This window comes from Streptomyces sp. PTL18 (genome assembly GCF_059510295.1).
The window spans coordinates 148,066-161,603 of record NZ_JCAJZO010000004.1; the positions used below are offsets into that span (position 1 = coordinate 148,066).

Annotated in this window: 9 protein-coding genes; 2 read left to right on the forward strand and 7 right to left on the reverse strand. The window is 67.9% G+C overall.

From position 1 onward, the window contains the following. Window positions 1-203: 203 nt before the first annotated feature. The 7 genes from AC5WS8_RS09720 to ngcE all read right to left on the reverse strand — a co-directional run bounded on the left by AC5WS8_RS09720 (window position 204) and on the right by ngcE (window position 8,571). Complete coding sequence (locus AC5WS8_RS09720; RefSeq protein WP_496102915.1) at window positions 204-1,544, reverse strand: sugar ABC transporter permease; 1,341 nt, start codon at window positions 1,542-1,544, stop codon at window positions 204-206. Next, window positions 1,541-2,332: an ATP-binding cassette domain-containing protein gene (locus AC5WS8_RS09725; RefSeq protein WP_496103150.1), complete on the reverse strand. Its 792-nt coding sequence runs from the start codon at window positions 2,330-2,332 to the stop codon at window positions 1,541-1,543. Before AC5WS8_RS09725 ends, AC5WS8_RS09720 begins: the two co-directional genes overlap by 4 nt. A 215-nt stretch (window positions 2,333-2,547) precedes the next feature. Then, window positions 2,548-3,654: a sugar ABC transporter substrate-binding protein gene (locus AC5WS8_RS09730; protein WP_496102916.1), complete on the reverse strand. Its 1,107-nt coding sequence runs from the start codon at window positions 3,652-3,654 to the stop codon at window positions 2,548-2,550. A gap of 122 nt (window positions 3,655-3,776) precedes the next feature. Continuing rightward, window positions 3,777-4,976 (reverse strand): ROK family transcriptional regulator, encoded by a 1,200-nt coding sequence (locus tag AC5WS8_RS09735; RefSeq protein WP_496102917.1) that lies wholly within the window; start codon window positions 4,974-4,976, stop codon window positions 3,777-3,779. A gap of 238 nt (window positions 4,977-5,214) precedes the next feature. After that, window positions 5,215-6,138 carry a carbohydrate ABC transporter permease gene (locus AC5WS8_RS09740; protein WP_496102918.1) on the reverse strand — a complete coding sequence of 308 codons (924 nt, stop codon included), beginning with the start codon at window positions 6,136-6,138 and terminating at the stop codon, window positions 5,215-5,217. Window positions 6,139-6,140: 2 nt separating this feature from the next. Beyond that, entirely contained in the window at window positions 6,141-7,067 is a 927-nt protein-coding gene (locus AC5WS8_RS09745) for a carbohydrate ABC transporter permease (RefSeq protein ID WP_496102919.1), read from the reverse strand. Window positions 7,068-7,077: 10 nt separating this feature from the next. Beyond that, window positions 7,078-8,571, reverse strand: coding sequence for an N-acetylglucosamine/diacetylchitobiose ABC transporter substrate-binding protein (ngcE, locus tag AC5WS8_RS09750; protein WP_496102920.1), 1,494 nt, complete (start codon window positions 8,569-8,571; stop codon window positions 7,078-7,080). Between the two features lie 382 nt (window positions 8,572-8,953). On the opposite strand from ngcE, the gene AC5WS8_RS09755 reads away from it, so the two are divergent. Together AC5WS8_RS09755 and AC5WS8_RS09760 are read left to right on the forward strand one after the other, a co-directional pair. Next, window positions 8,954-12,757: a GH92 family glycosyl hydrolase gene (locus AC5WS8_RS09755; RefSeq protein ID WP_496102921.1), complete on the forward strand. Its 3,804-nt coding sequence runs from the start codon at window positions 8,954-8,956 to the stop codon at window positions 12,755-12,757. A 379-nt stretch (window positions 12,758-13,136) separates the two neighbouring features. Next, entirely contained in the window at window positions 13,137-13,502 is a 366-nt protein-coding gene (locus tag AC5WS8_RS09760; protein WP_496102922.1) for a hypothetical protein, read from the forward strand. Window positions 13,503-13,538: the final 36 nt, after the last annotated feature.

Sequence of the window (13,538 nt, forward strand, 5' to 3'; positions counted from 1 at the left end):
TTCCCCCTGCGAGGATCACCGATGGGCCCACGGATCCCCCCGACGTGTCCGCCCAAACACGGGGCCCGGAGGACAGGACTGTGCCCGGCGCCGCCGTTGGCGCCGGGCACAGTGTCTCTGCGATGTCCGTCACGAAGTGCGCTGCCGCGGTCCCGTGACGGGGGCTCGGGGGTGGCCACCCCCAAGGCGCTCCCGTGGGGCGTTTACGCGCGCCCCGAGGCCTTCTGGCTCTTGCGGGACACCGAGTCGATCACCACGGCGCCCAGGAGCACCGCGCCGGTGATCATGTACTGGATGGACGTGTTCATGTTGAGCAGGTCCAGACCGGTCTGGATCGACTGGATGACCAGCATGCCCAGCAGCGCGGACCACACGTTGCCCCGACCGCCGAAGAGGCTGGTGCCGCCGATGACCGCGGCCGCGATGGCCAGCATCAGCGTGTTGCCGCCACCGGCGTTCAGCGTCGCGCTCGCGGTCTGACCGGCGAAGAACATGCCGCCGAGCGCCGCGAACCCGCCGGAGATGGCGAACACGGTGATGCGGACCAGCGGCACGTTGATACCGGCCCTGCGGGCGGCCTCGATGCCGCCGCCGACCGCGAAGACCTTGCGGCCGTAGGTGGTGCGGCGCAGCACGAAGTCGACGATCACCAGCGCCGCGAGGAAGATCACCAGGGCGTTCGAGACACCCGCGGAGTTGTTCAGTACGGCCGCGCCGGTGAAGGACGCCACGGCGAGCGCGCCGACCCGCAGCAGGATCTCGCTGGTGGGCCGGAAGGGCACCCCGGCCGCGCGGCGGCGCCGCTGGTCGTTGAGCGATCCCACCAGTGTCAGGACGACACCGAGGCCGGCCAGGAGATAGGCGCCGATGATCTGCTGGTCCATGAAGAAGGAGTTCTGGCCGAGCAGGTGCACCGGGCCCGAGTCGGCCGGGATGTTGATGGTGCCGCTGGAGCCCAGCAGCCACAGCATCAGACCGTTCCAGCCGAGGAAGCCGGCCAGGGTCACGACGAACGCGGGCACGCCGATCCTGGCGAAGAACCAGCCGTGCAGCGCACCGATGCCGACGCCGGTCAGGATGGTCAGGAACAGGGCCAGCCACATGTTCATGCCGTGGTTGGTCACGAAGACCGCGAACACCGTGGACGCGAGGCCGCTGACCGAACCGACGGACAGGTCGATCTCACCCAGCAGCAGCACGAACACCAGGCCGATGGCGAGCATGCCGGTGGCCGAGAGGAAGTAGCTGATGTTGGAGAGGTTGTCGGCGCTGAGGAAGCGGCTGTTCTGGAGCTGGAAGATCGTCCAGATGACGATCAGACCGATGACGACCGGCAGGGAGCCCAGCTCACCGCCCTTCACCTTGCGCTTGAACTCGGTGATGTAGCCCTTGAGGCCCTCTTCGCGGACCAGCAGGCGCGGGTCGACGACGGCGACCGGCGCGGCGGTCGGGTCGTCGGCCTGAGCCACCGTCGTCTTGGACACGGTCTCCGACGCCTCGATCGTCGTGGGGTCGCTCTTCACGGTCTTGGACGTGTCGCTCACTTGGCCGCCTCCGCGGTGCGACGCCCCGCACGACGGGTGACGGCGTTGTCCGTCGCACCCGTGATCGCGGCGATGATCTCTTCGTGGCTGGTGTCCTTCACGGAGAAGGATCCGTTGTTCTTGCCCAGACGCAGGACGGCGACGGTGTCCGCGACCGCCTTCACGTCGGCCATGTTGTGGCTGATGAGGATGACGCCGAGGTTCCGGTCGCGCAGCCGCTCCACCAGGTCCAGGACCTGGGCGGTCTGCTCGACGCCGAGGGCGGCGGTGGGCTCGTCCAGTATGACGACCTTCGGGTCACCGATCAGGGCGCGGGCGATCGCGACGACCTGGCGCTGACCGCCGGAGAGGCTCGCGATCGGGATGCGCACGCTGGGGATGCGGATCGAGAGGGTGCTCAGCAGTTCCCGGGCGTTCTTCTCCATCGTCACCTCGTCGATGACGCCCCGGTGCAGGAGTTCCCGCCCGAGGTAGAGATTGCCGACCACGTCGAGGTTGTCGCACAGGGCGAGGTCCTGGTAGACCGTCGCGACACCGAGTCCCTGGGCGTCGTGCGGCTTGGTGATGCTGACCGGCTTGCCGTCCCACTCGATGACGCCCTCATCGATGGGGTGGACACCCGCGATCGTCTTGACCAGGGTCGACTTTCCTGCGCCGTTGTCGCCCACCAGGGCGACCACTTCTCCGGCGTGGACCTCCAGATCGACATCGGTGAGGGCCTGGACCGCACCGAATCGCTTGGATACTCCGCGCAACGCCAGCACGGGCGTAGCGGACACGTGAACCATCTCCTTCGCCGCCTGACCGGCGGGGATGCCGCGCTTGGGGTAGGGCGCGGAGGGGCGTGCACAAGGCACGGTTTACAAGATGAACATGCGCGAACCCGCTGCCCTTGGCAACGGTGGTTTCCGTCCGACGCCCGCCCGGCAGCGGGGTTGGAGAGCCGGGGCGGGCGTCGGCGGAGGCTTCGCGGGGCCGCGGGGGGGGTCTTCGACCCGAGGGCCTACTGGAGGCCGGCGGCCTTGCAGGCCTTGGCGAACTCGGCGGTGCAGATGTCCTGGACCGTGTAGAGCTTGTCCTTGATCACCGTGTCCTTGATGTTGGCCTTGGTGACCGACACCGGGGTCAGCAGCTGCGAGGGCACCTTGTCGCCGGAGCCGCTGGTCAGCGTCTCGTTGGCGAGGGACTTGATGTCCTTGCCCTGCAGCAGGTCCACCGCGAGCTGGGCGGCCGCGTCCGCCTCCGGCTTGAAGGCCTTGTACACGGTGCTGGACTGGGTGCCCGCGACGATGCGCTGTATGCCCGCGAGTTCGGCGTCCTGACCGGTCAGCGGGATGCCGCTGATACCGGCGCCCTTCAGGGTGGTGGCGATACCGCCGGCCATGCCGTCGTTGGCGGAGTAGACGCCCGCGATGTTCTTGGCACCCAGCTGGGTGATGGCCGCCGACATCTTCTGCGCGGCGACGGTGTCCTTCCACAGGCCGGACTGCTCGTAGGCGATGTCGACCTTGCCGTCGAGGGCCTTGTGGGCGCCCTGCTTGAACTGCCCGGCGTTCGGGTCGGCGTCGTCACCGTTGATCATGACGACCTTCGACTGCTTGTTCGCCTTGGAGCCGAGCGCGTCGAGCAGCGCCTGACCCTGGAGCTCGCCCACCTTGACGTTGTCGAAGGAGACGTACGCGGAGACCGGGCCCTGGGCGAGGCGGTCGTAGGCGACGACCTTGATGCCCTTGTTCACGGCGGTCTGGATGGAGGACTTGATGGCGGCAGAGTCCTGGGCGCTGACCACGATGACCTTGACACCCTTGGTGATCATGCTGCTGACCTGCTGGGCCTGCTTGGCAGCGTCGCCGGCCGCGTTCGCGTACTCGACGTTGCAGTCCGAGCACAGCTCCTTGACCTTGGCCTCGAAGAAGGGCTTGTCGAACTTCTCGTAGCGGGCGGTGACGCTGTCGGGGAGCAGCAGACCGATGGTCTTGCTGCCCGAGCCGCTACCGCTGCCGCTACCGGAGTCGCTCTTCTTGTCGCCGGCCTTGCCGCAGGCAGCCAGCGTCACGGCCATGGAGACCGCGGCGGTGCCGATCACGACTCTACGCATCGTTGCGTTCATTTGGGGGTGCCTCCCTGACAGGGCCGCAGCGCTGCGGCCGAGGTGGCTGGAAGTCAACTCGTCCACACGTGCGACGTCAAGAAGTAAATACTTAACGAGATGGCAACGGCGTCATGTGTTTTCTAAATGAAGGCGGGTGCGGCCGCCGTCGGCGCACCGTCCAACAGGGTCGAATCACCCATCTCGCTGAGCGCGAGAGCCAGTGCCCCGAGCACCTCCGCGCGCCCTCCGAGGGCTCCCGGCAGCACCGACAGATGGCGTGCCGCACTGGGGATGGCGTAGCGGCCGACGGACTCCCTGATGGGCCCCAGCACCAGCTCGCCGGCCTCGGCGAGATCGCCGCCGAGGACCACGCGGCTGGGGTTCAGCAGGTTGCACAGGTTGGCCACTCCGCTGCCGATGTGGCGGCCGACATCGGCGATCACCCGGCGGCAGCCCGGATCACCGTCCCGCGCCAGTCTCACCACGCCCTCCATGGTGAGATCCGCGCCGTGGCTGGGCTGGAGCAGCGGCAGCACGTACCGCGCCGACGCGAAGGTCTCCAGGCAGCCCCGGTTGCCGCAGCGGCAGACGGGACCGGATTCATCAAGAGTGATATGACCGATTTCTCCCGCCGTGCCGCCGGGCCCGCGGTAGATCTTGCCGTCGATCACCAGTCCGGCGCCGACACCGCTCGCCACCTTGATGTACGCCAGGTCCTTGACCCCCCGGCCACTGCCCCAGACCAGCTCGCCGAGGGCGCCGAGGTTGGCGTCGTTGTCCACGTGCACCGGCACGCCGAGCCGCCCCCGCAGCTCCTCGGCGGGCCTGGTACCGGTCCAGCCCGGCAGGATGGCCGTGGAGCCGAGCGTGCCCGACTCGACGTCGATGGGGCCGGGCACGCCGACGCCCACTCCCGCGATCTTGGACCGGCTCACTCCGGTGGCGTCGATCAGCCTGCTGACCAGCTCTTCCGCCCGGTCGAAGCCCTGTGCCGCGGAGGCGTCCACATCCAGGGGCTCGGACTCCTCGGCGAGCACCTGATGGGCGAGGTTCCCGATCGCGACGCGCAAATGGGTGTGCCCGAAATCGATGCCGATGACGATGCCGGCGTCACCGCTGAGGGAGACGCTGCGGGCCCTGCGGCCACCCGCCGATGTCGGCGTGACCTCGACGGTTCCGCCGTCCTTCAGCTCCCGAACGATATTGGAGACGGTCGCCGCGGACAGACCCGTCGTCCTCGCGATTTCGGCCTGCGTCAGCGACCCGGCAAGGCGCACCGCCCGGACGACGCGTTCCAGATTTGCCCGATGCAGCGACGACTGCGATCCCGGAGTCTCCATCGACTCATCCACTCCTGCCCTCAGCGCGGCGGCCACGGCCCGCCCCTGTGACCCGGAGCCGGCAGCGGATCCGGGTCACGTACAAGTTGTGAACTCCAAGCTCCGCCGAACGGGTTACCGCAGTCAAGTCCTTGACGGAAATCGTGAGAGATCAAAAAGTGGGGACGTACGGACACCCCGGCGCCTTCCCCGGTTCACAGGGCGGACGCCGGCCGGTCTCGGCGGACGGAATCGATCACTACTTCAGCGCACCGGCCGTCAGGCCCTGCACCACCTGCCGCTGGAAGACGATGTAGGCCGCGAGGACCGGAAGCATCGCCATCACCAGGCCCGCGAAGAGACCGGACCAGTCGCCCCTGTATCCCTGGCTGGCGGCGAGCTGGACCAGCCCCTGGGTGAGGACGCGCTTGTCGGGGTCGGTGTTCAGGACCGTCGGGAGCATGTACTGGTTCCACTGGCCCAGGAAATTGAAGATCCCCACGCTGATCAGGCCCGGCTTGGCCATCGGCAGCATGATCTGGAAGAAGGTGCGGCTGTGCGAGGCCCCGTCCACGAACGCGGCCTCGGCCACCGAGGTGGGCAGCGAGCGGAAGAACGCGGTCAGGAAGAACACCGTGAAGGGCAGAGAGTAGGCGATGTAGACGAGGATCAGCCCGTGGATCGTGTTCAGCAGTCCCATGTTGTTCACGACGTAGAACAGCGGGACCAGCGCGAGCATGACCGGGAAGCTCATGCCGCCGATGAACAGGTAGTAGATGAACCGGTTGCCCGGGAAGTCGAAGCGGGCGAGGACGTACGCCGCCATCGAGCCGAGCACCAGGGTGCCGACGAGCGAACCGCCGACCACCAGGACGGTGTTCAGGAAGTAGTCGCTCATGTTGGCGTCGGTCCAGGCCCGCGCCCAGTTCTCGAAGTGCAGCCTGTCCGGCAGCGACCAGGGCGAGTCGAAGATCGAGCGGTCGTCCTTGAAGGAGGTCATCACCGCCCACAGCAGCGGCATGACCACCATGAACGCCCACAGGACCAGCATGCCGTGCGAGAAGGCGTTGAGGACGGTGCCCTCCCGCCTCCCCCGGAGCGGCCCGCCCGCCGGGGTGTCCTCCCGGCCGGTGGGGGCCTTCGGCTCGGCCGGGACCGGGGCGGGGGTCTCGGTGGTCTCCATGGTCAGTACTCCAGCCGCTCGCGGCGGCCCAGCCGCATCACGACCGCCGCGAACAGCAGCGTGACGACGAGCAGGGCGACACCGATCGTGGTCGCGTAGGCGGCCTGACCGTCACGGAAGGCCTTCTGGTAGACGTAGAGCACCAGGACGGTGGTCGAGTAGTCCGGCCCGCCCGGCCCGGTCGTCATGATCTGGACGACCGCGAACGACTCGGCGCCCAGGGCGAGGATGCCCATGTACACCCAGCCGGACTGCACGGTGTCCCACAGCAGCGGCAGGGTGATCCGGAAGAAGGTGGTGGCACGGCCGGCCCCGTCCAGGAGCGCCGCCTCGTACAGGTCCGCCGGAATGGAGGCCATGCCCGCGGAGAACAGGACCACGAAGAAGCCGACCGTGGACCAGACGAGGACCGCCATCACACACCACAGGGCGAGGTCCGGATCACCGAGCCACAGCGGCTGGACGCCGCCGAGCCCGATACCGCGCAGCAGGGAGTTGACGGCGCCGCTGTCCGGGTTGTATGCGAAAGCGAACAGCAAGGCGACGATCGCGATGGAGAGCACCTGGGGGAAGAAGTAGACGATCTTGTAGAAGGACGAGCCGCGGACCCCGGAGATCACCGGGCCGCCCTTCCGCCGCCGCCCTCCCGCGTTGATCATGAACGCGAGGAACAGCGCGAGACCGATCGTCACCGGCGGCAGCACCAGCGCGAACAGCAGACTGTGCCACAGCGACTTCCAGAAGATGTCGTCATCGAGCAACCTCCGGTAGTTGTCGAAGCCCACCATCCTGAACTCGGGGCTCAGGCCGGTCCAGTCCGTGAAGGAGTAGTAGACGGACTGGATGAACGGCCAGACGACGAAGAGCGCGTACAGACCGAGGGGAACCGTCAGGAACCCCACGATGAACCGGTACTTGCCGTGATGCATGGCTACCGACTCACTGGTGCTTGTAGTGCTTGATCGACGTGTCCTTCGCGGTCTCGTCGGCGAAGCCCTGGATCCGCTTGATGGCCTCGGCCGGGGTGATACGGCCCGCCATCATCTCGCCGAGACCGGACACACCGATCTTCTCCTTCTGCAGCTGCACGTACCAGTCCTGCAGCCGCGGGTTCAGGACGTTGCTGCCGGCCTTCTCCAGCGCCGCCACACCCGACTTCAGGCCCGAGGTGAGGCTGATGCCGGTGGTACCGCCGTTGAACGCCGTCAGCGACTTCACCTTGGTGGTGAAGTTCTTCGAGGACGCCTCGCCGAGCATGATGCGCAGCTGCTCCATGCCGCCCTCGGGGTTGCGGGCCTTGGCCGGAACGACGAAGGGCTCGCCGCCGGAGGCCCAGATGGTGCCGAAGGGCAGCTTGTCGGAGGAGTCGATGCCGGAGGGCGCGGAGACGGCGAGACCGAAGTCGCCCGGGATCACGTTGGCCGACTCGTTCTCCACCCAGGAGCCGTTCGGGATGAACAGCGCCTTGCCCTGGGCCCAGGCGGTCTGCGACTGGATGTGGTCGAGGCCCGGTGTGCCCCTGAGGACGTAGCCCTTCTTGTAGAGCTCGTAGTACGCCTCGAAACAGGCCTTGACGGCCGGGTGCCTCCAGGCGTTCGGCTCCAGGTTGTCGATGGCGTCGAGGACCTCCCGGCCACCGACCTTGCCGATCATCGGATACAGCGAGAAGGGGATGTAGTACGGGTACTTGCCGGCGTAGGTCCAGCCCGCGACACCCTTCTTCTTGGCCTTCTCGCAGACCTTGAGCATCTCGTCCCAGGTCTCGGGGTACTTCTCGTCGAGCGAGTCGAGGAGCTTCTGCGAGTACCAGACGCCGTAGACCGTGTAGGCGTAGTACAGGATCCACACGGGATTGCCGTCGAACTGGCCCATCTCGACGATGCCGGGGCGCAGTGTGTCGCGGACCTTCTTCGACGGGTCGTCGAAGGAGGGGGCGTCGAGGAGCGGGGTGAGGTCGGCGAGCTGGTTGCGGCTGACGAGGACGCCCATGTCCATCTGCTCGGCACCGGAGTTGTCGATGAGGTCGGGCGGGTTCCCCTGGTTGAAGCGCGGCTGCAGGGTTGACTGGATCTTCTGGGTGGCGGAGAACTTCACCTTCGCCTTCGGGAAGTCCTTCTGGTAGATCTTGACCGCGTCCTCGGCGTACTCCTTGCCGAAGCCGCCGTCGAAGAGCACGAACTCCATCTGCGCCGTGTCGTTGACGCCGAGCGGGTTCTGCCTGGTCTTCTTTCCCGTCTTCGCCTTCTCCTGGCCGCCGCCCCCGCTGCTGGCGCAGGCGGACAGGAAACTCACGGCGGGGACGGAGACCAGGCCCCACGCGAGGGAGCGCTTGACCAGGTCCCGGCGGCCGACGCCTTCGGGGGTGGTGCCGATGTGTTCGGGGGTGGTGCCGATGTGTTCGGGGGTGGTGTGCTCGCCGGAAGTGGATCCCATGCTCAAGTCCTCGCCTTCTCCAGGACTCAGGCGGTGCACCGGCTCCTCCCCGGCACCGCGGTGATGGTGAAGCTGGGGTCGTGCATGAGCGACTCGGTGGGACGGTCCGCGTGACGGCCGCCCGGACGCCGACAGGTATAGTCCACTCTCCATCGGCGGAGCAATATCGCAGGCAAGGTTGGCGCCGTGCTTTTCCGAGTTGAGACCTCGTGGAAATACAGTGCGCTCGTACGGTCTTCGAACCCGATACCCGTCGCATTGAGCCCGAATGCCACAGCCAACGCCCTTGACATCACTGCTCACTTGACGACCTACTAATCCTTGCGCAGGCAAAGTGACAACGTTGTCCATTCCTCAACAGGCGCAGGGAGGGTGCTCGCGCATGCAGCACAGATCTCGGCACAGATGGGCTCCTACGGCGGTCGTGGCAACGGCCGCCTTCGCGTTGCTGGTGGCGGCGCAGGGCACGGCCGTGGCCCTGCCCGGCGAAGCGTCGGCCGCAGACCGCGACTTCGCTTCCTCCTTCGAACCGGGGGATCCGGCCCCGACGTGGTTGAACACCGTGGACACGACGGCGGACGGCACCAAGCGGGCGTCCGGTGTGGACGGAGGATACACCGCGGGCATTCCGGGCAATGTGACCGATGAGGTGACCGATGTCCGGGCCGACGCGGAGAACACGGACGGCGGCGAGGCCGCGGACAACCTGATCGACGGCGTGCCGGACACGAAGTGGCTGACGTTCGCGCCAAGAGGCTGGGTGGAGTTCGACCTGGACGAGCCGGTCAAGGTGGCGACGTACGCGCTGACCTCGGCCAACGACCACGCCGAGCGGGACCCTGCCGACTGGACCCTTGAGGGGTCAACCGACGGCAAGAACTGGAGGACGCTGGACACCCGCTCCGGTGAGTCGTTCGACCAGCGCTTCCAGACCAGGTCCTACGATCTCGCCGAGCCGGCCGGGTACGCGCACTTCCGGCTGGACATCACCAGGAACCACAGCGGCGGCGTGCTGCAGCTCGCCGATGTGCAGTTCTCCACCGGCGGCAGCTCCGATCCCACGCCGAGGGACATGCGCACACTGGTGGACCGCGGCCCGCTCGGCTCCCCCACCGCCAAGGCGGGCGCGGGCTTCACGGGCAGGCGGGCACTGCGCTACGCGGGGAGGCACACCGCTGACGGGCGGGCGTACTCGTACAACAAGATCTTCGACGTGAACCTCCGCGTCGAGCGGGACACGCAGTTGTCGTACCGGATCTTCCCGGCGATGGCGGACGGCGACCGGGACTACGACGCCACCGACGTCTCGGTCGACCTGGCCTTCACCGACGGCACCTACCTCAGCGATCTGGGCGCACTCGACCAGCACGGCTTCCCGCTGAGCCCCGCGGGGCAGGGCGCGGCCAAGGCGCTCTACGTCAACCAGTGGAACAACGTGGTCTCGCGGATCGGGTCGGTGGCGGCCGGCAGGACCGTCGACCGAATCCTGGTGGGGTACGACTCGCCGAAGGGTCCCGCGAAGTTCCGGGGCTGGCTGGACGACCTCGCGGTGAAGCCCGCGCCCCCGGACAAGCCCCGGGCACACCTGTCCGACTACGCGGTGACCACCCGCGGCACCAACTCCAGCAGCTCCTTCTCCCGGGGCAACGACTTCCCGGCGACGGCCCTTCCGCACGGCTTCAACTTCTGGACACCGGTGACCAACGCCGGCTCGCTGAGCTGGTTGTACGACTACGCGCGGGCCAACAACTCCGACAATCTACCCACGATCCAGGCCTTCAGCGCGAGCCATGAGCCGAGCCCGTGGATGGGTGACCGGCAGACGTTCCAGGTGATGCCGTCAGTCGCCTCCGGTACTCCGGACACCGGGCGCACCGCGCGCGCACTGCCGTTCCGGCACGACAACGAGATCGCGCGCCCCTACTACTACGGGGTGACCTTCCAGAACGGTCTCAAGGCGGAGATGACGCCGACGGACCACGCCGCCGTGCTGCGGTTCACCTACCCCGGCGACGACGCGAGTGTCGTCTTCGACAACGTGACCGAGCAGGCGGGGCTCACCCTCGACAAGGAGAACGGAGTCGTGACCGGCTTCTCGGACGTGAAGTCCGGGCTGTCGACGGGGGCGACCCGCCTGTTCGTCTACGGAGTGTTCGACGCGCCGGTGACAGACGGGGCGACCGCCGGAGTGAAGGGCTATCTGCGCTTCAGGGCGGGCGCCGACCACACGGTGACGCTCCGCCTCGCCACCTCCCTGATCAGCGTCGACCAGGCGAAGGACAATCTGCGCCAGGAGGTCCCGGACGGCACGTCGTTCGACGACGTCAGGGTACGTGCCCAACGGACCTGGGACCGGCTGCTCGGCACCATCGAGGTCGAGGGCGCGAGCGCGGACCAGTTGACGACGCTGTACTCCTCGATGTACCGGCTGTATCTCTACCCCAACTCGGGCTTCGAGAAGGTGGGCTCGGCCTACCGGTACGCGTCCCCGTTCTCCCCGATGACGGGCCCGGACACACCCACACGCACCGGGGCGAAGATCGTCGACGGCAAGGTGTACGTCAACAACGGCTTCTGGGACACCTACCGGACGACCTGGCCGGCGTACGCGTTGCTGACACCACATCAGGCGGGCGAGCTGGTCGACGGCTTCGTGCAGCAGTACAAGGACGGTGGCTGGACCTCCCGCTGGTCCTCCCCCGGCTACGCGGACCTGATGACGGGCACCTCGTCGGACGTGGCGTTCGCGGACGCGTATGTGAAGGGCGTGAAGTTCGACGCCGAGGCCGCCTACGACGCGGCGGTGAAGAACGCGACGGTCCTGCCGCCGTCGTCCGGCGTGGGCCGCAAGGGCATGGCGACCTCACCCTTCCTCGGCTACACCAGCACCGCCACCCGCGAGGGCCTGTCGTGGGCGATGGACGGTTACATCAACGACTACGGCATCGCCAGAATGGGCCGGGCGCTGTACGAGAAGACCGGCAGGCAGCGGTACAAGGAGGAGTCGGCCTACTTCCTGAACCGCGCCCGGGACTACGTCGGCCTCTTCGACTCCAGGGTGGGCTTCTTCCAGGGCCGTGACGCCCGGGGCGCCTGGCGGCTGGACCCGTCCAGGTACGACCCGCGCGTGTGGGGCTACGACTACACCGAGACCAACGGCTGGGGTTTCGCCTTCGCCGTCCCGCAGGACAGCCGGGGTCTTGCGAACCTCTACGGCGGCCGGGCGAAGCTGGCCGACAAGCTGGACGAGTACTTCGCGACCCCGGAGACGGCCTCCCCCGAGTTCGTGGGCTCCTACGGCAGTGTCATCCACGAGATGACGGAAGCCCGTGACGTCCGGATGGGGATGTACGGGCACTCCAACCAGCCCGCACACCACGTGATCTACATGTACGACGCGGCGGGTCAGCCGTGGAAGGCGCAGGCGAAGGTCCGCGAGGTGCTCTCCCGCCTGTACATCGGCAGCGAGATCGGGCAGGGGTACCACGGCGACGAGGACAACGGCGAGCAGTCCGGCTGGTACGTCTTCTCGGCGCTGGGCTTCTACCCGCTGGTGATGGGCAGCGGCGAGTACGCCGTCGGATCCCCGCTGTTCACCAAGGCGACCGTGCACCTGGAGAACGGCAGGGACCTGGTGATCAAGGCCCCGGCGAACAGCGCGCGGAACGTCTACGTCCAGGGCCTGAGGGTCGACGGCAAGGAGTGGACGTCGACGGCGCTGCCGCATTCCCTGCTCTCCCGGGGCGGCGTGCTGGAGTTCGACATGGGTCCGCGGCCCTCGGACTGGGGCACGGGGAAGAACGCCGCACCGGTGTCCGTCACCCAGGACGACAAGGTGCCCGCGCCGCGCGGGGACGTCCTCAAGGGCGACGGTCCGCTCTTCGACGACACCTCGGCGACGGAGGCGGCCGTGACGAGTGTGGACCTGCCGGTCACGGGCGCCACCAAGGCGGTGCAGTACACGCTGACGTCCCCGGCGGACCGCGCCTCGGCCCCCACGGGGTGGACCCTGGAAGCCTCCGAGGACGGCACCCGATGGACGCGCCTGGACCAGCGGTCGGGTGAGTCCTTCACCTGGGACCGGCAGACGAGGGTGTTCTCCGTCCCGCATCCCGGTACGTATGCGCACTACCGCCTGGCGTTCGCGACGGAGTCGAGGCTGGCGGAGGTGGAGCTGCTGGCCTGACGCACACCGAACGGCGGGGCCGGAGCGGCGGCGTGTCCCCTTACGGGTGAACCCGCTTGGGCACCCTTGACATCGTTGTCTGCAACGGCAGTAAAGTCATGGGCAGATTATTCGACAGCGCACGTCGACAACGTTGTCTCCTCCGCGGTGACCACAGGCCATCGGACCCCGGTCCGGCCTTCACCCCCCGGGCCGGGCCGGCTCGCGGACCGGGTGGCACGCACCTCCGCCACCCGGTCCGCCCTGAGCCGACAGTCCCCGCCCGCCGAACCGTCACTCGTGGGAGCGGTGTTGGCCGCACTCGCGGGCGCGCGGGGCAACCCGAGTGCTCTCGTGGTCATCTACCTGTACGAACGATGACCGGGGAGAAGGGCGGGTTGTGCACGGTTCCGGTGCGGACGGTGGCCGCGAGAAGGCCACCGCCGGCTCCTGGTGGGCGGCTGCGGTGGCGAACCTCCTGATCGGCGTGCCGGCGATCGTCCCGGGCGTGTGCGTCCGGTGGCTGCTGAACAGGTATGTGCTGCTTCACTGCGTCACCGGCTTCGGCTGCAGTGGCACGGCACCGGACCAGACCGTCGGTATGACGCTCGGCGCGGTGCTGGGCGGGGCGTTCGTCCTCGGGATGGTGCTGGTGGTGGACGTCCTCATGCCGTGGCAGGAGGGCCGACCGCTGCACCTGTGGCTCGGTATGACGACCCTGGTGCCGGCGCCGTTCGCGGTGGCGCTGGTGGTGGGGTGGGTCTAGAACCGCCCGCAGTTCGTGGCCGGCGTCGGCGAGAAA